18 protein-coding genes are annotated in these 20,415 nt (G+C 53.8%); 8 read left to right on the forward strand and 10 right to left on the reverse strand.

Features of this window, described 5'->3' with window-relative positions:
- Nucleotides 1-54 precede the first annotated feature (54 nt).
- Both LJ739_RS08125 and LJ739_RS08130 read left to right on the forward strand, forming a co-directional pair.
- Nucleotides 55-1,371, forward strand: coding sequence for a M24 family metallopeptidase (locus LJ739_RS08125; protein WP_229159016.1), 1,317 nt, complete (start codon nucleotides 55-57; stop codon nucleotides 1,369-1,371).
- Nucleotides 1,372-1,463: 92 nt separating this feature from the next.
- Nucleotides 1,464-2,459, forward strand: a complete 996-nt coding sequence (locus LJ739_RS08130) for an alpha/beta hydrolase family protein (RefSeq protein WP_229159018.1) — start codon at nucleotides 1,464-1,466, stop codon at nucleotides 2,457-2,459.
- A gap of 94 nt (nucleotides 2,460-2,553) precedes the next feature.
- Here LJ739_RS08130 and LJ739_RS08135 read toward each other — a convergent pair whose 3' ends face one another.
- Nucleotides 2,554-4,593, reverse strand: coding sequence for an NADPH-dependent 2,4-dienoyl-CoA reductase (locus LJ739_RS08135; protein ID WP_229159020.1), 2,040 nt, complete (start codon nucleotides 4,591-4,593; stop codon nucleotides 2,554-2,556).
- Between the two features lies 1 nt (nucleotide 4,594).
- On the reverse strand, nucleotides 4,595-5,488 hold the full coding sequence (locus tag LJ739_RS08140; protein ID WP_229159022.1) for a crotonase/enoyl-CoA hydratase family protein: 894 nt from the start codon (nucleotides 5,486-5,488) through the stop codon (nucleotides 4,595-4,597).
- 110 nt (nucleotides 5,489-5,598) lie between these two features.
- Between LJ739_RS08140 and LJ739_RS08145 the strand changes: the two genes are divergently transcribed.
- From LJ739_RS08145 to LJ739_RS08155, 3 genes are all read left to right on the forward strand, one after another.
- Nucleotides 5,599-6,213 (forward strand): TetR/AcrR family transcriptional regulator, encoded by a 615-nt coding sequence (locus tag LJ739_RS08145; RefSeq protein ID WP_229159024.1) that lies wholly within the window; start codon nucleotides 5,599-5,601, stop codon nucleotides 6,211-6,213.
- Nucleotides 6,186-6,635, forward strand: coding sequence for a hypothetical protein (locus LJ739_RS08150; protein WP_229159027.1), 450 nt, complete (start codon nucleotides 6,186-6,188; stop codon nucleotides 6,633-6,635). Before LJ739_RS08145 ends, LJ739_RS08150 begins: the two co-directional genes overlap by 28 nt.
- A 120-nt stretch (nucleotides 6,636-6,755) precedes the next feature.
- Nucleotides 6,756-8,309 carry a methyl-accepting chemotaxis protein gene (locus tag LJ739_RS08155; RefSeq protein WP_229159035.1) on the forward strand — a complete coding sequence of 518 codons (1,554 nt, stop codon included), beginning with the start codon at nucleotides 6,756-6,758 and terminating at the stop codon, nucleotides 8,307-8,309.
- 83 nt (nucleotides 8,310-8,392) lie between these two features.
- Here the strand turns inward: LJ739_RS08155 and LJ739_RS08160 are convergent, their stop codons facing one another.
- From LJ739_RS08160 to LJ739_RS08175, 4 genes are all read right to left on the reverse strand, one after another.
- Complete coding sequence (locus LJ739_RS08160) at nucleotides 8,393-8,791, reverse strand: hypothetical protein (protein ID WP_229159037.1); 399 nt, start codon at nucleotides 8,789-8,791, stop codon at nucleotides 8,393-8,395.
- Nucleotides 8,791-9,552, reverse strand: coding sequence for a substrate-binding periplasmic protein (locus LJ739_RS08165; RefSeq protein ID WP_229159039.1), 762 nt, complete (start codon nucleotides 9,550-9,552; stop codon nucleotides 8,791-8,793). Before LJ739_RS08165 ends, LJ739_RS08160 begins: the two co-directional genes overlap by 1 nt.
- A 105-nt stretch (nucleotides 9,553-9,657) precedes the next feature.
- Nucleotides 9,658-10,770, reverse strand: coding sequence for a serine hydrolase domain-containing protein (locus LJ739_RS08170; RefSeq protein ID WP_229159041.1), 1,113 nt, complete (start codon nucleotides 10,768-10,770; stop codon nucleotides 9,658-9,660).
- A 112-nt stretch (nucleotides 10,771-10,882) separates the two neighbouring features.
- Nucleotides 10,883-12,496: a GMC family oxidoreductase gene (locus LJ739_RS08175; RefSeq protein ID WP_229159042.1), complete on the reverse strand. Its 1,614-nt coding sequence runs from the start codon at nucleotides 12,494-12,496 to the stop codon at nucleotides 10,883-10,885.
- A 227-nt stretch (nucleotides 12,497-12,723) separates the two neighbouring features.
- Between LJ739_RS08175 and LJ739_RS08180 the strand changes: the two genes are divergently transcribed.
- Nucleotides 12,724-13,446: a hypothetical protein gene (locus LJ739_RS08180; RefSeq protein ID WP_229159044.1), complete on the forward strand. Its 723-nt coding sequence runs from the start codon at nucleotides 12,724-12,726 to the stop codon at nucleotides 13,444-13,446.
- Here LJ739_RS08180 and LJ739_RS08185 read toward each other — a convergent pair.
- The 3 genes from LJ739_RS08185 to LJ739_RS08195 form a co-directional block, all read right to left on the reverse strand.
- A complete protein-coding gene (locus LJ739_RS08185) occupies nucleotides 13,379-14,026 on the reverse strand; it encodes a hypothetical protein (RefSeq protein WP_229159046.1) in 648 nt (215 codons plus the stop codon). The two genes, LJ739_RS08180 and LJ739_RS08185, sit on opposite strands and share 68 nt — an antisense overlap.
- A gap of 98 nt (nucleotides 14,027-14,124) precedes the next feature.
- Nucleotides 14,125-15,600: a wax ester/triacylglycerol synthase domain-containing protein gene (locus tag LJ739_RS08190; protein ID WP_229159048.1), complete on the reverse strand. Its 1,476-nt coding sequence runs from the start codon at nucleotides 15,598-15,600 to the stop codon at nucleotides 14,125-14,127.
- A 60-nt stretch (nucleotides 15,601-15,660) separates the two neighbouring features.
- Nucleotides 15,661-16,323, reverse strand: a complete 663-nt coding sequence (locus tag LJ739_RS08195) for a TetR/AcrR family transcriptional regulator (RefSeq protein WP_229159050.1) — start codon at nucleotides 16,321-16,323, stop codon at nucleotides 15,661-15,663.
- Between the two features lie 97 nt (nucleotides 16,324-16,420).
- Between LJ739_RS08195 and LJ739_RS08200 the strand changes: the two genes are divergently transcribed.
- Nucleotides 16,421-17,185 carry a ParA family protein gene (locus tag LJ739_RS08200; RefSeq protein ID WP_229159052.1) on the forward strand — a complete coding sequence of 255 codons (765 nt, stop codon included), beginning with the start codon at nucleotides 16,421-16,423 and terminating at the stop codon, nucleotides 17,183-17,185.
- A gap of 49 nt (nucleotides 17,186-17,234) precedes the next feature.
- Here the strand turns inward: LJ739_RS08200 and LJ739_RS08205 are convergent, their stop codons facing one another.
- A complete protein-coding gene (locus LJ739_RS08205; protein ID WP_229159054.1) occupies nucleotides 17,235-18,437 on the reverse strand; it encodes a DUF445 domain-containing protein in 1,203 nt (400 codons plus the stop codon).
- Between the two features lie 277 nt (nucleotides 18,438-18,714).
- Here LJ739_RS08205 and LJ739_RS08210 point away from each other — a divergent pair, with 277 nt between their 5' ends.
- Nucleotides 18,715-20,193, forward strand: coding sequence for a DUF3336 domain-containing protein (locus LJ739_RS08210; protein ID WP_229159062.1), 1,479 nt, complete (start codon nucleotides 18,715-18,717; stop codon nucleotides 20,191-20,193).
- The last annotated feature ends 222 nt before the right edge of the window (nucleotides 20,194-20,415 follow it).

Here is a 20,415-nt window from a genome sequence, read left to right on the forward strand (position 1 = left end):
CATAAGGTTCTGATAGGCTGGATAAAAATCCCCTCTTTCAGGAACCGAATTGACATGGCGAAACACAAATTACTGCTCTCACTGGCAATAATAGCGACGTGCTTTTTTTCACCCCTGGCCAGCGCATCACAGGACTTTAAAGGGCCATCCCCGTGGCCGGAGATCCGTAAAGCCCGCATCAACCAATTGTTACCGGCAGCGATGACCCGCGCCGGGATGGATGCATGGCTGGTGATCTGTCGGGAAAACAACAACGATCCCCTCGCCGCCCATGTGGGCTGTGAAAACGCCGGCCAGACAGCGGTTTTTCTGTTTTATCGCAAAGACAGCGCCTTTCACACCGTGGCCTTTTCGCCGCTCGGCGAAGCAAAAGCCCTGTCCGAGCAGGGCCTGTTGCAGCAGGTAATACCGGTCGAACGCAGTGGTTCGGCGATCGAACAGGCCGCGGCGTTTATTAAACCGCTGGACTTGGGCAGCATCGCCATCAATACATCGCCAACCAATGCACAGGCTGATGGCCTGAGTCATACGCAGTATCAGGCACTGACCCAAGCCCTTGGCCCGTTGATGAGCAATCGGCTAACCTCAGCCACGGATCTGGTGTTCCACTGGCTATCCGTCAAGCTCCCTGAAGAAGTGGCCATCATGCGCCAGGCCGCAGCGCTGACCGCCCAGTGGCAAATTGAAGCCTATCAACAGGTGATCCCCGGCGTGACCACTGACGCCGACGTTGCGCGGTTTCTGAAACAAAAAATGGCTCAGGCGGGCGTTAGCGATGCCTGGGCGCCGGATCAAAACCCCAATGTTAATTCAGGCGCGGATCGCGGCCATGCACACCCAACCAACAAAATCATACAACCGGGTGACGTGATCCAGACAGACTTTGGCATCCGCGTGTTCGACCGCTGGGTGACTGATATCCAACGCTTTGCCTACGTGTTAAAGCCTGGAGAAACCCAACCACCTGAGCATATCGCCAACTACTGGACACAAGCAAAACGCGGTCGCGAAGCGGCGTTTGATGCCATGAAACCGGGGGTCAGAGGGATAGATGTGGATGCGGCACAACGGGCGGTACTGGCCAGCAATGGCTCCATCCCGGTGATGTGGAGTACCGGACATCCGGTTGGCTATGAAGCCCATGATACCGGTCCCAACCTGGGCGGTGCCCGGGCCGTCAGTGTTCGCCCCGCCGCCACCAAACAATTGGCCACAGGCATGACCTTTGCGTTTGATGGCTTTTATAGCTGGCATCTGGATGACGGCCAGACCAAAACCATCTCGGTTGAAGAAATGGTGGTGATAAACGATACCGGTGCGGAGTATCTTATTCCGCCCCAACAGGCACTGGTATTGATCCGTGCGGATTAACCCCACAATCGCAGGCATTGGGCGTATTCAACCTTGCCAATAAAAAGCTGCTGGCGTAGGTTACCCGCACATTTCAATCAAGGAAGAACACCATGAAACGATTTCTTTTGGCGCTACCACTGTTGTTTAGCACCACCAGTGGGGCGCTGACACTCGAGCAGCACCCACAGGTTAGCCGGGTAAACAGCTGTTTCAGCGGAATGACTGCCAGTTTCGAGCGTTGGGTCAGCACGATGGAGAAACGCAAACCCGGTTTTGATCGCAGCCGTTTTCCGTTCACCCAGGCTCAATTTGATGCCTACAAAGATACACTGGACTGTGAAACCTTTGTGTATCAGGTCGATGGCATCGCGATCACCGGCTGGCAGGTATCCCCAAAACAAGCCTCCCAAGACAAGCCATTACCCGCGGTGATCTACAACCGTGGTGGTAATGGTCGCTATGGCCAATGGGTGTTTGGCAGTGTGATGCACTCGCTGATGCCTCTGGCCGAAGCCGGTTACGCAGTCATTGCCACCAATCTGCGTCCTGATCCCCGTGACATGAAGCACTACGTTGCCAATGGTGACTATGACGAGTTTGGCGGCGCAGAGCATCAGGATGTGTTAGCGCTCTGGTCTATTGTGCAGTCCTGGTCCGGCGTTGATGCGGATCGAACCGGCACGGTCGGCAGCAGTCGCGGCGCGATGCAAAGTTTTATGCTGGCGCGGGATGTCCCGTCGTTAAAAACCCTGGTTTCGATCAGCGGTGCCACCGACATCAGTGCGATTGCCAAGGCCCGTCCTAAATTCAAGAAAATGCTGCAACGTCGAATTCCCGACTTTGAGCAATCTCCCAACACAGCACTGAACAAGCGCTCTGCGGTAACCTGGGTTGATCAACTGCCAAAACCCTTGCCCGTGCTGCTTATCCACGCCAAAGACGATGATCGGGTCCCCTTTGACACCGCCGTTGCCATGACACAGGCGTTAACGGCCCACGGTCAGCCCCATCAGTTAATGGCGTTTGAGGACGGTGGCCATAATCTGGGTAAACATCGTGACGACGCGCAACAGGCAATATTGGCCTGGCTGGCCGAGTACCTGTAAGAGCTGACTGGCCCGAAAGGGGCGAGAAAAACGGTCGCATATACCAACAAAAAAGGGCGCTGATGCGCCCTTTTTCATCGCTTACCCGATAACACTATAGTGCGGCTGCCAGGCGAGTGCCCTGATCAATTGCCCGTTTGGCGTCCAGCTCAGCAGCCACATCCGCGCCTCCGATCAGATCAAAGGGTGTTGTCAGGCCATCCGCCAGTTCACGCAATGGCTCCTGACCGGCGCAAATCACCACATTATCAACCGGTAAACAACGGATTTCACCATCGTACTGAATGTGCAGGCCATCATCGTCAATGCGCACGTATTCAACCCCCGGCAACATGGTGACACCTTTGGCCAGCAAACCGGCACGGTGCGCCCAACCGGTGGTTTTACCCAGGCCCGCGCCCACTTTGGTGGACTTACGTTGTAGCAGGAAGATCTCCCGCGGTGAAGGCTCCGGCTGAGGCGTCATGCCCTCAATACCGCCACGGGCAGTGAACGTCATATCAATGCCCCATTCACGCATGAACGCAGGAATGTCCTGACTTGGGGTCTCCTTGCCATGGCTCAGGTATTCACTGACATCAAAGCCAATACCACCAGCGCCAATCACCGCGACCCGTTGACCAACAGGTGCCTTGTCGCGTATTACATCCAGGTAGCTGAGCACTTTCGGATGATCAATGCCCGGAATGGCCGGGGTACGCGGCGTAATACCGGTCGCAATCAACACATGATCATAGCCCCCTTCATTCAACTGCTGGGCAGTGACGCGGGTGTTAAGCCGGACATCGACCCGATGCAGGTCTAACTGCCGGGCGAAATAACGCAGGGTTTCGTTGAATTCTTCTTTGCCCGGGATCTGTTTGGCAATATTAAACTGCCCACCAATCTCACCGCTGGCTTCAAATAAGGTCACGGTGTGACCTCGCTGGGCCAGGGTAACCGCACTGGCGAGTCCCGCAGGTCCGGCGCCTACCACTGCAATGTGTTTGGGTGTGGTAGTCGGCTGAATCACCAGCTCGGTTTCATGACAAGCCCGAGGGTTGACCAGACAACTGGTCATCTTGCCGTTAAACACATGATCCAGACAGGCCTGATTACAGCCGATACAGGTATTGATTTCATCCGCCCGGCCTTGCTCTGCTTTTTCGACAAACGCAGGGTCGGCCAGAAAAGGCCGCGCCATCGATACCATGTCAGCATCACCACGGGCCAATACCTGCTCCGCCACTTCCGGGGTATTGATCCGGTTTGAGGTGATCACCGGTACCGACAACGCTTGCCGGAATTTGGCCGTGACCCAGGTGAATGCCGCGCGCGGTACTTTGGTGGCGATCGTCGGGATACGGGCTTCGTGCCAGCCAATACCGGTATTGATAATGGTTGCGCCGGCCTTTTCAATCGCCTGGCCGAGTTCAATCACTTCCTCGGCGGTTGAGCCGCCTTCGACCAGATCCAGCATCGACAAGCGATAGATAATGATGAAGTGTTCACCGACGGCTTCACGCACCCGTCGCACCACTTCAATCGGCAAGCGAATACGGTTTTGATAATCCCCACCCCACTCGTCATCCCGATGGTTAGTACGCTGGGCAATAAACTGATTGAGGAAGTAGCCCTCTGATCCCATGATTTCGACGCCATCATAACCGGCCCGTTGCGCCTGGGTTGCAGCAAACACGAAATCATCGATCTGCTTTTCAATCTCGTCACCGCTCAGTGCCCGGGGTTTATACGGGTTAATTGGCGCCTGAATGGCAGACGGCGCGACCGGGTGTGGGTTGTAGGCATAGCGGCCAGTATGCAGGATCTGCAAACAAATCTTGCCGTCATGGGCGTGCACCGCATCGGTCACTTCTTTGTGTTCAGCCACCGCTTTATCGCTGTCGAGACGGCGGGTAACCGGGTGGGTCGCACCTTCGTCATTCGGACCAATGCCGCCGGTCACAATCAGCCCAACGCCGCCTTTGGCCCGTTCGGCATAGTAGGCCGCCATGCGCTTATGGCCATTGGGCGCCTCTTCAAGGCCGGTGTGCATGGAGCCCATCAACACGCGGTTTTTCAAGGTGGTGAAGCCCAGATCCAACGGCTGGAAAAGGTGCGGATACACTGTGTGTCCCTGGGGAGATGTCGACATCTTATGACTCCTCTTTGTTCTCAGCCTGACGGGCTGCTGCGCTGCTCATCAAGCTGGATTTATTCAATAGTGGGGCGTACTCAGGCATACGCTTTTGTTGCTGTGCCGCCATGGCTTCCTGAATGTCCGGCATCTGGAACATGCCAGATTGCCAGGTTGCCATGTAGGTCAAGCTGTCAGAAACGGAGTGGTCGCGGCTGTAGTTGAGCATTTCCTTACACCCGGAAACCGCCATCGGGGAATTGGCTGCAATGGCACCGGCAATGGCCATGACACCTTCAAGCATTGCCTGTTGAGACGCAAATACCTGATTGACAAAACCATGCTGCAACGCTTCTTTGGCACCGAAGTTGCGACCGGTATACGCCAGCTCTCGCACCAGTCCCTGGGGCAGCAAATGGGGCAATCGCTGCAGTGTACCGACATCGGCGGTCATGCCAATCTGGGTTTCCTTGATGGTGAAGAACGCGTCTTCAGTGCAGTAACGACTGTCACAGGCACACAACATATCCACCGCGCCACCGATGGCACCACCGTGCACCGCCGCCAACACAGGGATACGCACGTCTTCCAGCGCATTAAAGCTGTCCTGCAGCTCCAACACACTGCGGCGCATACGCTCGGCACGACGGGCCGGTTCGCCTTTAAAATCAGCGCCCATCTGGGCAAACACCGCCAGATCCATGCCGGCACTGAAGTGCTTGCCGGTGGAGGAAATCACAATCACCCGGGCCAATGCATGGTGGTCAATCGCCCGCACTACGCGGGGCAACTCCTGCCAGAAAGCCGGCCCCATGCTGTTCAGCGCTTCTGGACGGTTCAGCACGATATGCGCAATGTCCTGCTGAACAGACAGTTCGAGGCTTTCATAACGACAGTCGCGAGGATCTTGCATGGGGTTCTCCTGTGATAAAACGCATGGCAACGGCGCCACTCCTTAAAACTAGACAACGTCAAGATAAAAGCAAATGTTGACGGTGTCAAGATATGTGCTAGGGTGTGGCCATGAACCAGACGAAATCCAAATATCACCATGGCGACCTGCGCCAGAGCCTGATTGAAGCGGCTTCCCGTATGATTAACGAGGAAGGGATTGAAGGTTTGTCGTTGCGTAAGCTGGCTGACCGAGTCGGCGTGTCCAGAACCGCGCCCTATCACCACTTTGCCGATAAGAATGCGTTGCTGTGCGCGATTGCCGCCGAGGGCTTCAGACGCTGGCACAACGAAGCCCAGCGTATTCTGTCACAAACCGATCTGCCACCTCACACCCGTTATCGCCAGTTTGCCCAGGGCTACATCCACTACGCAACCCGTTATCCTGAGCTGTACGACCTGATGTTCGGTCGTACCATCTGGAAACAGGCATCTGCCACCGAAGACCTCAAAGCCGTCGCCTACCCCAGTTTTCAGCACCAGGTGGACATCACACGACAATGGCAAGCCGAGGGGCTGCTGCCCAACTCACTGGACAGTTTGCGACTGGCCCAGGTCACCTGGGGCACCCTGCATGGATTGGCCCGCTTGGTCATTGATGGCATTTATGCCGACAGCAGCCACATTGACGAGATGGTCGATACCCTGGTGGATCTGGTGTGTCCGCCAGTAAAATCCTTACGCTGACAGCATCGGTAGTCCCTGCTTTGTGTCCGTTCAATCTCGCCTTTTACCCATTGCTACTGCAGCCAGCAATAAAACAACCAAAACCAGACATTCCCCTGTTCCTTCAGGAACCTCAGTGTCAGCCAACCTACGTCAAAGGCACCACTCGCTTCACCGCAAGGCTTGAACAGCCCGGACAACTACTGAAGCTGCTCGAGGAAGGTGCAAACGACCTGGATGACGAACTGCTGTGGCAATACATCACACTGCCAGAAGGGCTCATTTCTCCCCCTGAAACAATGCAAGCACTGCTATTTGAGGTCCAACTCCACATTGACGGCAGCTGTGCCATTGTTGCCTTCGCACATGACCGCGATGAAATGTACATCTGTGACCCGCTGACATGGAACGAAAAAACGGGGCTGCACCAACACCGGATTTAGTGCCCAGTTCAGGCTTAACAGGGATTGGCGCAGCAGAAGCTAACTGTGTTCACAGCAACAGAAGTGATCCAAATCCTGGCTACCAGCATATAGAACTGGGTTTATCTGAGGAGGATTACCATGACGGCAGCAGCCATTGCGACAAACGAACCACACATTCAGCGCAGTCAATCTGCGGTTCGCACAGCCACCAGCCACACTTCTCAGGACGTTGTTTTCTCCACAGGCACCGACTTTACCCTTCGCAACCTGCTGCCCAGTTCCAGCGCGTTTTTCGGTATACCTCAGGATCAGCGTATAGATACCAGCGTCACCTCATTGCTCGATCATCAAACCCCTGAGGCTGTGATCACCGAATTGAAGCTGGCGCTGCGCAAGGAAATTCCCTGGCGCGGCATTGTTGCGTTCAACACCCCCTCAGGCACGGTATGGAAAGATACCTTTGTGCGCCCGATGTTTCGCAAAGACCGCATGATTGGGGCCCAATGGTTGCTATCATCACCGGACGACGATGTGCTCAACAATGCCAGAGCGGTGTATCAGGGATCGGTTAAAACCTCAATGACAAGCGCGATTGCCATCGCCACTGTCCTGGCGCTGCTGATTGCCGCGGTGTTTTTCGTTGACTGGCTGTCTGTTGCATTTATTGTTGCCGCCCTTGTTTGCGGGTACTGGGCTCGTCAGCACTTACCCCTGTTTGACAATCAAAACAGTGGCGAACGGGACGCGGAACACTTCCCCCTGCAACGTAGTGTGTATGCAACATCGCAGGCCACCGCAGTGCTGGACTACGAGCTTGCCCTGAAAGAAGGTGCGCTCTATGCGGCCATGTCACGGATTGATGCAGGTACAGATGATTTGGCAGAAGCACTGGGGGAAACCAAACATAATGCGGAGCAACTGGCCAGTGCCGCGGAGCAGTTGTCAGCATCTGCGGAGCAGGTGTCGACCGCCTCCCATCAAATGACGCAGGCCATGGATGAAATCAGTTCGTCTACTGAGGCCTCGTCCCTGGCCACGAAAGAAACGCGGGAGAAAATCAACGCTTCCGCCAATCTGGTTGATGAAGCGTCCGACAGCATGAGCTCGTTGGCAGACTACATCAAACACAGTGCCGAAGCGACGCAAACTCTTGTTGAGAAAAGCGAGTCAGCCCGTCAGTTCAGCCAGAAGATTGACAAAATCGCCGAACAAACCAACTTGTTGGCCCTAAACGCCGCGATTGAAGCAGCAAGGGCTGGCGAAAGTGGTCGGGGTTTCTCTGTGGTCGCCGATGAAGTCAGAGCCTTATCACAAAGCACACAGGATGCCGTGGATGAAATCGAGGAGACCATTACCGCCATCGCTGAATCGATCAAAGCCTGGCAAGATGAAATGCTCAATCAGGTAGAAACCGCCGAAAAATGTAGCGATTATGCCGATCGCTCGAAAAAAGAAATGGTGCAGATGCGTAAGGACGTGTCCGAAATCACCGAACAAATGGAGCAAATCGCAGCGGCGTCCACCGAAACCCAACAGGCGCTGACAGAGGTCAATCAGGCCATACAGGAAAGCAAAGATGCGACCCGGGAAATCAGTAAACTGTCTGCTCAAACCTTCGAAAACGTGAACAGCGTGGGCCATCGTATCCGCGAATTCCGTTCCATTACCTCGGCATTTGAGGACGACGATTAAACCGAATTCAGAACGGTTTTCGGGCGTCTTAACTCGTCCGTCGTTCGCCACAGATGGGGTGCTCAGTCCTCGAGGTGGCAGGGCTACCCCTTTCTCCTCAACCACTGAGGCAACGCCGCGATGCCTTGCAACACTGAACCAAGCAGCAGTGCAATCATGGCTGCCATGGTCCAGCTACGATCAATATCGTAGGCAGCGGGTTCCGTCACAAAGGCCACCAACAACAAAGGCAATGCCGTAACCTGTAGCAACGCCCCCATGTGTTGGAATTTTTGCAGGCCGGGATCACTACTGGGCGAAATACATACCGCCATCAGGTTGATCAGACTGCCAAGCAGCAGGTAAATGTGTGACGCACGGAACATCATTCGTTGCCCTTCGTCTCCGGCATAGGCTTCTGGAAACACCTGTTTCATGTAAAAACCGGTAACCAGAAACAACACCAGAAATAGTCCGCCGGCAACGGCTTGAATGCGTCTCATCACTGCGCTCCCTGAACACTGGTCTCTTTTGTAGCAGACCCACCATCACGATGCTCAAACGCGTCCAGTGCTTGCTGCATACGCTGCACCTGCTGTGACGTAAAGCTTTGCTTGCTCACCCCCAGATAGACCGGCGTCTGACTGACAATCAGCGGGTGTCGGCGCAAGGCGTCATAGCGGGGATCCTGGCTGGCCATATGTTCAAAATAGCGCCGCTCGATAAAAAAACCGTCCAACCGCTCCCTGACCAGTAAATCAATGTACACATCAATTTCATGAAAGGTCGAGAAATGCCGCTTAAACGCTTGATTTTCTGTCATTTTACGCGCGAAGTCCTGGCCGAGGTAAATACCGCGTTGCACCCCCAGTTGCAGGTCAGACAATTCGATATCATCAAAACTGTTGATCGGCTTGCGGACGTTGGGTGCAGTGACAAGAATGATTTTTTCAATGTGGGTCGGCCCGACAAACGACAAGAAGGTCTCTCGCTGCGGCAAGCGGGTTAAGGTGAACATCATGTCGATATCACCGGCCTCAATCAATGCCAGCGCGCGGCCGAAAGGTAACTCGACATACTTTGCCGCGCAATCGATGGCTGACAACAGCGCCTGGCCGCGCTGAATGTCCAATCCCTGCCATTCACCGTCATTAAAATAGGTATAGGGAGGAAACTCCACAACCCTGACGGTTTTCTCACACGGGGAGTCTGCCCAGCTTTGACTGGTTACCCACAATAGAGCCACCAACACGGTCCACTTCATGTCTGTCGACCACCGCTTCGCACAGATCGGAATCCTGCCACATTCATCTTATGGTTAGGTTAGCTGATGCCACCCACAAACACCATGATTATTGGCACATCCTGACTACTCCATCGGCGCGTTTTTGCGTTCTGTAGCCGGTAAATCCAGCGCAATCTCTTTTAACCGGTAGGTCAGATCACGGATCGGAAATGGTCGCTTGTTGGCAAGCACAATCACGGTCAGATTGTCATCCGTGTAACGATGCAGGTTGGCCAGAAAGCCATTCATCGACCCGCCATGGCGGGTCAACGTACCAGGGGTCGGGTGTTCACTGCCGCGCTGATAGGGTTGGATACGAAAGCCGTACCCATAGTTGCCCCGCTCGGCACTGGCGGGCGTAAATAACGCCTGTTGACTGGCTTTGCTCAGAAACGCCTCATCCGCTAATGCCTGTTCCCAGCGGTATAAATCATCAAGGGTGCTGTAGATATCCCCGGAGCCCAGCGCATAAGACATGATGTTTTCGTCATGCCGGGTACCAAACCAACCACTGCGATAGCCGTTGGCGCGCAAAGGCAATCGACTGTCATGGCGTTCGACACCGGTACTGGTCAAACCTAACGGCTGAGCGATGTAGCGGGCAATCAGACTGACGTAGTCCTGACCGGTAACGTTTTCGGCCGCAATCGCCGCCAGATGATAATTGAGGTTTGAATAGCGGTATTGCTGGCCCGGCGCAAAGTCAGGCGTAGCGGTGTTGATGATAGCCAGAATGTCTTGCGAAGACACCCCTTTGTCCTCGAACGTCACTAAACGTTCCAGATGGCTTGGCAGTCCAGTTTGGTGCTTGAGCAAATAATGCAGGGTAAGGCCTTCGGCGATGGCCGGTGCGAGATCAGGTATGTAGTCTAGCAGCGGCGCATGCAGATCGATGCGATTGTCCTGTGCCAGACGCAGGATCAGTACGGCGGTAAACGACTTGGTCAGCGAGCCGATCAGAAATGGCGTGTCGACGGAATTGGCGCGCTCACTGTCAAGATCCGCCAGTCCATACGCCTTGCGTAACAACACATTGCCTTGGTGAACGACCAGCACAGCGCCACGAAAATCGTGCTCTGCCACGGCCAGTTGAACCTGCTGGTCAAGTCGCTGGGCTTTGCTTTCCTGAGCCTCACAAACCGAATAAATCTGCACCGACACCACCCATAGTAATGCCGCGAGTCGTCTTCTTATCATCCCTGCCTCACACGTCGGTAAAACAGTAACCTAACGGACCCACAAATCAGCGCAAGGCCCTATGGGTTCAGTCACGTAAAACAAGCGATAAAACGGCCTGTCAGGGACGGGACTATTGATCGCTACGGATCATGTCGGCGGCTTTCTCGGCAATCATAATGCACGGCGCATTGGTGTTACCACCAATCAGGGTTGGCATGACCGACGCATCGACCACACGAAGACCACTGACACCCTTGACCCGCAATTGGGGGTCGACCACCGTCTCCGGATCACTCACCTGCCCCATTCGACAGGTGCCGACCGGGTGATAGATGGTTTCGGCCCGCTTGCGCACGAAGGCCAGAATGTCATCATCGGTCTCAGCATCCGGTCCCGGACCAATTTCCCAGCCCTGATAGGGCTCAAACGCGGGCGAGCGGAGGATTTCGCGGGCTTTACGGACACCGTCTACCATGACTTTCTGATCATCCGGATGGCTCAGATAACGGGGATCAATGTAAGCCGGTACGCTGGGATCAGCACTTTGCAGTCGAATTTCACCACGGCTTTTGGGGTATAGGCAGCAAACATGCACACCATAGCCATAGCCAAATGCCGTTGAGCGGCCATGATTGAGCAGGATCGCAGGTAAAAAGTGGTATTGAATGTCTGCCAACGCGCCGGCATGACGGGTTTTCACAAAACCGCCGGCTTCGGCAATGTTGGAGCTGAAAGGGCCACTGCGCTTAAACAGATAGTCAAACGCGGCTTTTATGTACATCGGCAGAGCACCCAGCGCGACGGCATAGCCTTTTTTGGCCTTGCAACGGTACTGAACGATGGCATCGAGGTGATCCTGCAGGTTTTGCCCGACACCCGGCAAGTCCACCACCGGTTCAATACCGTGCGCTTTGAGATGCTCGGCAGGGCCGATACCACTGAGCATCAGCAACTGAGGCGAATTGATCGCGCCGCCACACAGCAGCACTTCCTTAAATGCCGACAACTCGCGGAACACACCGTTTTCGGTCACTCTGACACCGGTTGCAACGCCGTCTGTGATCAACACCTTTTCAACCAGTGTATCGGTCATTACGGTCAGATTTGACCGTGACAGCACAGGCTTGAGGTAGGCTTTCGCCGCCGAACAGCGCTGGCCATTGTGCTGGGTAACCTGATAAAAACCCACACCTTCCCGATCGGGGCCGTTGAAGTCCTCAACCGCCTTTTCACCTGCCTGCTGGGCAGCCTCAAGGAACACCGTTGATAATTCGTTCTGATGACGCAGGTCTTCGACACTCAGAGGCCCATTACCACCATGCCATTCATTTTCACCGTGCTGCTGACGCTCGGACTTCTTGAAGTAGGGTAAAACATCGTTCCAGCCCCATCCAGTGGCGCCCAGAGAGGCCCATTGATCATAATCCTGTTGAGCGCCACGAATGTAACACATGGCATTGATGGAACTTGAACCGCCCAAGGTCTTGCCCCGGGGCCACCACAGTTCGCGGCCGTCAAGCTCCTGCTGCGGCGCAGTGGTATAGTCCCAGTTAACATGGCCTACCCGCGGCAACAGCGACAAACCGAAAGGAATATGGATAAACGGATGGCGATCACGGCCACCGGCTTCAATCAAACAAACCTGAACTTTCGGATCTTCCGACAAACGGGCAGCTAAGGTTGCCCCCGATGAGCCGGCGCCGACCACGATGTAATCAAAGGTTGCCAATGAACGGTTTTGCATGGATTGTCTCAACATCTGTCCAACAGACCAACAGCATCCCTTGCCGACACGCCTGCTCTATGCCCGACACTACCTGTCGGACCAAGCACCAGAACTCATCTGATGTCATACCAGTTGAGTGTACAAAAAAAATCCGCCACTGGGAATCAATCCCGCAAGCTATTGTCACCCGAAGATTGTTGTGCTTGACTGTCTAACCAGACTGACACTAACACGGCCCCCCTGCAATGCCCGACTCCTGGCCTCTGTGGCTAAAGCGCATATTGGCAAAATGGTTTATCCGTCGGGGTAAACTTGCCCATGTCGATTACACGGCGGATGAAATTACCGCGCTGATAAAACCGCACTTCCCGGCCCACTTCAACTTTGCAGTCCCTTCGGGGACAGGCCAGTTGACGTTGATGGACTGTGACATTGCGATGCACACCGGTGATCAGCACATCGACGTGCAGATGTTCGCTGCGGTGGATATCCGGGTCATGAACACGGATGTGTATCGTGCCCATATCATCGCCCATTTGCGGGCTAAACCCCATTATATCAGTGATCAACACAGTGTCGCCCTGCACAGTCTGGATGTGGCCGATATCCGCCTGGTCAATGACAGCTACAGCCTGGTGCGTGATACCACTGACCTGCTCAGTCAATTTGTGCCCAAGCCTTTGCAAAACCTGGTCGGTGGAACGGTGAAAACAGCGCTGGGACTGTTAACCGGCGGTGGTTCGGATACGCTGCTACGCTACCTTGAACTGTACCTCAGCGGCAGTAAACAACGCATTCTGGATTATCATCGCCCGCAGTTAGAACGATTGATTGATGACGTGATGCAGGACAACACCCTGTCCTACGCCCTTGACCCCGAGGACTGGGAAGAGCGTCTGTTCATTGAGCATGGCGAATCGGTGGTTGTTGAAGACGGTGTTCTGCGCTTTCGGTTTGCACCGGTTTGACGTAATGCATGACTTTGCTGGAAAAGCGCGCCTTAAACCCTTTATTGACCGCAATCGGTGAACAGGAATCGGTTTTTTGCGCCAGCGTAATGACCACGTCGGCGTTCCCATCCACACTGGTTTTGAAATACTGACGCAGATACACCCCAGGAGAGAAATCAAACCCGGCGGCCCTGAAAAAGCGCAAATCCTGTGCATTGTCCACCATGCTGCGGCTGAACTCGATACAGTGTTCCTGTTGATAAAACGGGATCCCATTCAATGTGGTCGGAGTCAGATAGTCGTAATGCAAACTGCCGGCATTATCTTCCAGTCGCTCTGCATGTACCGCCAGCAACAAGTCCTCATGCTGATAACCGGTCACACTGATGGCAAAAGGTTGGTGCTCAAACAAGCTGGTATAGTGGTGCTCACCAAGCCCGTTAAACTGGCCGGGCACGGGCAACTGAATGCCGACGCCGTGATTGACCGCAATCCGTTCTGGCGACGTGTCCAGATAATCGAAGGGTGTGGGGGTATCGGGTGGCTGGGCGAGTGCCGTCGTTAACCACAGTCCACCAAGCAAAGGCAGCAACCGCAAGAGCAACTCCGAAACAAGGATTCAGGCCAAGCCTACCCCAACCAACCTGAACTTGCACTGACTGGACTGTAACGAAATGTATGAAAAACAATACCCTGTTATTTAAACAGCCGGTGTTGTTCGGGCTCTTCATGGAACGGCTCATCATCCACAATCGACAGATGGTCCCGTCGCACGTTTTCCCCGATGTCTTCGATGTTCAATGAGGGATCATCAATACAGCGCTCCAGCATATCCAGCGACTCGACGAAGTAGTCAGACATTTTCTCCAGCGATTTGACGTGTTTACTGCAACACACCAGCCCGACGTTGGCCACACCGTCATAGGTTATCAGCGTAATGTTGACGCCACCGCCAGGGGTCATGGTACTGATCGGATAACACGCCAACAGCTTGGCATCTTTCAGGTAACGGGTTTCCGTCGGGCCCGGCACATTGGAAATCAGAATATTGGCAATCGGCTTCACCCAATCGGATATCCGCAACCATTCAAACAGCAGCGCAAATGACTGGATCACGATGGTATAAGCACTGAACGCAGTAGGCCGGGAACGCTTGGCGGCGCGTTTCACAATGCGGTGATTTTCGATGATCTGACGCAAACGCAGATAGGGATCGGTTTTACCGTGTGCCAGCCTGACCGGCACGATAGCAATCTTGTTACCGCCCACCTGTTCACCGGGTTTGCGCAGGTTGATCGGCATATTGGTGTACAGCGCTTTATCAAAACGATGACCAAAGTCGCGCAGAAACCGGTGCACGCCAATGTCAAAACAACACAACAGAATTTCATTGGCAGACGCGCGGGCCCGTTTGCTGAGGCGCTTTATACGGGCAAAATCGAGATCCACCGTGCTCACCACCCGCCCCTTTTTTACCTGCCCGGTCAGTAAGGTCTTGGTGCCCGAAAACGGGATCGGCATGTAATGCTGGTTGATATACAGTAACTTGAGCAATAAGCGGAAGAAAATCCACACCAGGTCGACGGTCACCAGCACCATCATCAGCAAACCGCCGAACACTGACTTGAGCAGACCCGGCTTGGGGCGCTGGCGGCGCTTGCGCTCAGTGGCCCACACCGGTACAAACCCTTCGGTTTGGGGTTCCGGCAGATACCCTGCCTGAAACCAGCGGATCAAGGTCGCACCATCGCCGTACATATGATGCACTTTGGCGTAAATCACAAAGGTATTGGACTTGCCGTCTTCAATAAAATGAAACTGCCACAGCGGCTTGTCCCGGTCGAGCCAGACTTCGTGCAGCCCGGCGATGTACTGGTGCAAGGCGAACTTGTCGTGCAAATCATCAATTCGGTGGTACTGAACATGGTATTCCATGTCCATTTTTTGCACCGGAACCAATTTCAGCGGGTAACCCAGAAAGGCTTTTACCCGACAGTTAAACGGTGAATTGGCGCTGGCGAAGTTTTGCATTTCCAGATAAAGGTCGTGCACATAGGCGTCCGCAGAATTTTCGGGCTTCTCCAACAGTTGCAGACTGGCAACGTGTTTGGGGTTGTCCTGGGACTCAGTGATCCAGAACGTCTTATCCAGAAAGCTGATTTTCTTGCTCAATGTCCAATCCCTTTTACTTAACTAAATATGCTCACGCCACCGTGTAGATGGCGACTTGGTTTATGCTTCCAGTTCCCGCCACACATCAGCCACAGCTAACGACTGACCGGCAATCGCATCTTGCAGGTGGTGTAACTCGCCTTCGGGCAACCGCATGTGCGGCAAAATGGCAAACAGAATACTCGCCAATGCGCGGTACACCTGGATCTCATCTTGTGTGTTTTGTCCCTTCAATGCAGCGTAGCTGGCCGATTGGGTATAGACCAACCCAATCAGTTCCATCATCTGCTGACACTGTGCCCGTGATACATCAAGCTGCCCCTGGGCGGCAAACCCTTCCAGCAACCCCAGAATACAACGCTCCTGCTGAGCAAGTTGCTGGCGAAAGGGTTTGGCCAGTGCCGGGTACTTATCCAACAGGTCTGCGGGGTTATGAAATAAAAACTGGAACAGCTGCCCTTTTTCAAGCAACAAATACAGAAAGTAAAAAAAGTCTTCCAGACTGAGGGGGTGACGGTCCGCAGCGCGCAACAATTTGCTCATTTGTTCGCTGTACAACTCATACAGCGCAGACACAATGACTTCTTTGCCTTTGAAGTGGTAGTAGAGATTGCCCGGACTGATGTCCAGTTCAAGGGCGATATCGACACTGCTGACATTAGCCTCCCCGTGCTGATTAAACAGCGCAAGTGAGGTCACCAAAATCCGTTCTGCCGTCTTCATAATAGTTGTCGATAACTGGCATGAATAAACGTATCATTTCACATTGTGTACACTTTGTACAAGGTCTTGAATTAACTCATTGCAAGGGGCAAGGACGATGATACGAGTGCTGTTCAACAAGAAAGGTGGTGTGGGTAAATCAAGCCTCGCTGTAAACCTTGCCGCCATTGCGGCCAGTCGGGGCAAGCGAACACTGTTGGTGGATTTGGACACCCAGTGCAACAGCACGGCCTACCTGAATGCCCTGCAACCTGAGGGTGACAGTACCATCGCAGACCTGTTTGAACAGACCATCACCTTCCACCTGCATCGCCGCAAAGCCAAAGAGTTCTGTCACACCACCAGCATCAAGCACCTGGACATTATTCCCGGCAGTCAGCGCCTCAGTGAGCTGGAAAGTGAACTGGACAGCCGCCACAAAATTTACAAACTGCGTGAGGCATTGGCAGACATGGCCGACGATTATGATCACATCTACATTGATACTGCGCCGGCATTAAACTTCTACAGCATGTCAGCATTGATCGCTGCTCAGCGCTGCCTGATCCCGATTGATTGTGATGATTTCGCCCGCCAGGGACTGTACGCCCTGCAGCAGAAAATTGCCGAAATTCGTGAAGACCATAATCCGCAACTGGCGGTTGAAGGGATCATTGCCAACCAGTTTATGCAACAGGCCAATTTGCCCCGCCAAATCATTGATGAATTAATTGAGGAAGGTTATCCGGTGATACCGCACTACGTGAATCAGTCGGTGAAAATGCGCGAATCCCATCAGGCCAAGCAGCCACTGATTGCGTTAGCACCCCGTCATAAACTGACCCAGAGCCTGGTGGCGATTTACGACCATCTCAATCCATAGCAGCGCGACAGGTCAGCAAAGCGGCTTACACCGGTTGAACAGGACGGGATCAGACCAGGTACAGCTGCCCAAAGCCCGCCAACATGCCCAGCACAGCGCCCACCACGATAAGCTTCCACTCGTCGGCCTGATACGCCGGGCGCAACACGCCTTCAAACTCTTCCGGGCTCAGTGCCTGCATACGTTCGCACAAATCGTCACCGACCATCAGCGCCGAGTTGGCATATTCATGGGCATACTGGAGGTATTTGTCCGAGCTATTGAAGATTTGCTCAACCGCCATCTTTTTCATTCGGAAGTAGCTCTCGGAGCCAACCCCCAGCGCAAAATACGGCTGTGCGATCGCCACATACCGTTCAATGGCATCGTTAACATGCAGTTCAATCAGTTCCAGCAGTTGTGCCGAGCCCGAGCCGTGCAACACAATGTCGGTGATGTTTTTCGAGTTGATCAGCTTTTGCTCAATGATGTCTGAATAGACCCGGGACACTTCTTTCTGACGCTTGAGGAACATGCCCTGGAATGTCAGTCCGCCAAACTTGATCGGCCGTTTGGGTTCAAAAATGATTTTGATCGCAATCCAGTTGGTGGCATAGCCAACCACCAGACCGCCCAGTGGCAGCACCCACCAGATGGGGTTGAAATACCACACCACCATGGTGATCAAACCAAACAAGGCGCCGAAATACAGCCCGGAACGCTCGATAAACGGAAATTCTTTCTCGCCGGCGGTCAGGAAGATCTCGTTGATCAGCTCCGGTTCGTTGGTCAGGTGATTAACCACCAGCTCTTTAATATCCAGAATTTCATCGACGTTGTGTTTGAAATCGTCGACCATTTTGTGCACCACATTGGGTACGTCCGCTTCGATGCGCTTGTACACCAGGTTCTTACCCTGCACCGGCATGGCGGCCCACAATTGGGGTGCAGACTCTTCCATGACATCATTCACCACCTTTCTCAGCACCTGTTTGAGGCGACGATCGATGGATTGGGTCAACATCACCGGGTCCAGTCGACTGGCCAGCTCCTGCACACTGAGTAACTTACCCAGCACCAGTTCAACCTCAATTTCGGCCATTTCCCGGCGCTTCATCGGGATCAGACCCTGCCAACCGAAAATGGGGCGGATGCCAACAAACTCGATGGGATAAAACATCATCTTTACCGCCAGATAATTGGTCGACCAGCCGACAATGGCACTGACCAGCGGGATTGACAGCAGGGTGAGATTAGCGAGGATCCAGTCCATAGTGTTGGTTGTACAGCCTTTCGTTATCATTGTTGTCGACAAGGTACACTGCAGTCAGGCTAACCAGCCACATTAGAATGGTCAATCTAATTTACCGATTTTTTGAGACATTCCTGATAGACTGTGGTCTAACCTGTTAGTACTGCCGGTTTTCACGGCCTGCGCTGGATCAAAGCAGTGGTTAAAACCTGACCGGAAAACCCGTTTTAGGTAGTAATTTCTAAGTTTTTGCATTATTTAGGTAATGTAGCAGTAAACCCGGAATTGAGAGACGGTTATGTCTGATCGAAGCCGCCTGGCGGCGTTGGAACGCAGTATCCAACATGCGAGCAATTATCAGGAATACGTGGACGCTTGTCTGGCCCACGATGCCTTGTCTGGGGCGGCGGAATGGAAGGCCAAAGATATTTGTCGGGACTATGACTACCGACTGATTCGTAAACGTGTACAGCGTATCAAGCTGTCCCGCTCCCGTGGAGACATCCACGGCCTGATGTCGATCTTGCACGAGGGCCTGCACGGTAACCTCGGTAACATCTCCAACCCGACGTTGAATCATCAGGCCAAAATCGGCACCAAAACCCTGATTGAAGAATTCATTGACCAGGTCTGTGCGTCATTGGATGCCATCTATGAAGCCGATGAGAAAGAAGTCGATTTTTACGAGAAACTGTCGTTTTTTGAGGAAACCGCCCACGCCTTCGGCCGCAGCTGCCTGATGCTCAGTGGCGGTGCCGGACTGGGTTTCTTCCATGCCGGCGTGGTCAAATCGCTGGTCGAGCACGATGCCCTGCCAGAAGTGATTTCAGGCGCCAGTGCCGGTTCGATCATCGCCTCGTTGATCGGCACCCGTACTGACGATGAACTGCGCGAATCGCTGGCACCGGAAAGTATTTACGAGAAGTTCAGCCACTGGAAAATCTGGCAAGGGTTTGGCCGCAACAGTTTGCTGGATGCCACCAACCTCGAAAATGCCCTGATCGAACTGTTTGATCTGATGACTTTCGAGGAAGCCTACAAAAAGACCGGCCGCCACATTACCGTGACGGTATCACCGTCGGACCTGCACCAGTTCAGTCGACTGTTGAATGCCAAAACCTCACCCAATGCGGTGATCACCCAGGCGGTGCGCGCTTCATGCGCAATACCGTTGGTGTTTGCGCCGGTACAACTGAAAGCCAAAACCGCCAGTGGCGATATCGTACCCTACATCCCCAACCGCCGTTTTGTGGACGGGTCACTGATGGCTGACATGCCCTTCCAGCGTCTGGCACGCCTGTACGGTGTGAACCACAGTATTGTCAGCCAGACCAACCCGCTGGCGGTACCGTTTCTGTCCCGTGACAAGAAACACAGCAACGGTATTGGCGCGATTACCTGGCGCCACATTACCAATCTGGCCAAAGTTAACAGCATCTACGCCTTTGATATGATGGAGAGCCTGGTGTCCAACAAGGGCGCGAAACTGGGTATCCACAAAATCCGTTCGGTGATCGACCAACAGTACGTGGGCGATATCAACATTCTTCCCGCACGGGGATTTGGCAATGTGAAACACATTTTCTCCAACCCGTCGGAAAAAAGCATCACCAAACTGGTCAACAATGCTGAGCGCGCCAGTTGGTCTAAGCTGGACAACATCAAGCGCAGTACCCGCATCAGTAAGACCCTGCGTTGTTACCTCAAGCGACTCAAAGAGCGCGAAGCGCGTATTCTCAGCGGCCACCGGGGCCCCGGACTGGAACTGGTCAGCTAACAACTGTGGGTTGAAGGACACCCTTCAACCTGCTTTTCAATTAAAAAAACCATCCTTAAACGCTTTTTACGATTAACCCCATTCACTTTCTTCCTTTTACCCCTCCCGTTGCAAGGCGCAAGATAGCATCATGGTAATCGCATTGGCGCACCTGCCTGAGAGTTTGACCTCTGTATGTGGGTTTGTGCTGGATAAAACGCGATGTTCTTCTAACGTTTAGGG

The organism is Fluctibacter halophilus, assembly GCF_020687825.1.
Classification (GTDB): Bacteria; Pseudomonadota; Gammaproteobacteria; order Enterobacterales; family Alteromonadaceae; genus Fluctibacter; species Fluctibacter halophilus.

Coding starts and splice junctions, on each gene's coding strand:
- LJ739_RS08125 (WP_229159016.1), top strand. CDS start 55: ATGGCGAAACACAAATTACTGCTCTCACTGGCAATAATAGCGACGTGC.
- LJ739_RS08130 (WP_229159018.1), top strand. CDS start 1,464: ATGAAACGATTTCTTTTGGCGCTACCACTGTTGTTTAGCACCACCAGT.
- LJ739_RS08135 (WP_229159020.1), bottom strand. CDS start 4,593: ATGTCGACATCTCCCCAGGGACACACAGTGTATCCGCACCTTTTCCAG.
- LJ739_RS08140 (WP_229159022.1), bottom strand. CDS start 5,488: ATGCAAGATCCTCGCGACTGTCGTTATGAAAGCCTCGAACTGTCTGTT.
- LJ739_RS08145 (WP_229159024.1), top strand. CDS start 5,599: ATGAACCAGACGAAATCCAAATATCACCATGGCGACCTGCGCCAGAGC.
- LJ739_RS08155 (WP_229159035.1), top strand. CDS start 6,756: ATGACGGCAGCAGCCATTGCGACAAACGAACCACACATTCAGCGCAGT.
- LJ739_RS08160 (WP_229159037.1), bottom strand. CDS start 8,791: ATGAGACGCATTCAAGCCGTTGCCGGCGGACTATTTCTGGTGTTGTTT.
- LJ739_RS08165 (WP_229159039.1), bottom strand. CDS start 9,552: ATGAAGTGGACCGTGTTGGTGGCTCTATTGTGGGTAACCAGTCAAAGC.
- LJ739_RS08170 (WP_229159041.1), bottom strand. CDS start 10,770: ATGATAAGAAGACGACTCGCGGCATTACTATGGGTGGTGTCGGTGCAG.
- LJ739_RS08175 (WP_229159042.1), bottom strand. CDS start 12,496: ATGCAAAACCGTTCATTGGCAACCTTTGATTACATCGTGGTCGGCGCC.
- LJ739_RS08180 (WP_229159044.1), top strand. CDS start 12,724: ATGCCCGACTCCTGGCCTCTGTGGCTAAAGCGCATATTGGCAAAATGG.
- LJ739_RS08195 (WP_229159050.1), bottom strand. CDS start 16,323: ATGAAGACGGCAGAACGGATTTTGGTGACCTCACTTGCGCTGTTTAAT.
- LJ739_RS08200 (WP_229159052.1), top strand. CDS start 16,421: ATGATACGAGTGCTGTTCAACAAGAAAGGTGGTGTGGGTAAATCAAGC.
- LJ739_RS08205 (WP_229159054.1), bottom strand. CDS start 18,437: ATGGACTGGATCCTCGCTAATCTCACCCTGCTGTCAATCCCGCTGGTC.
- LJ739_RS08210 (WP_229159062.1), top strand. CDS start 18,715: ATGTCTGATCGAAGCCGCCTGGCGGCGTTGGAACGCAGTATCCAACAT.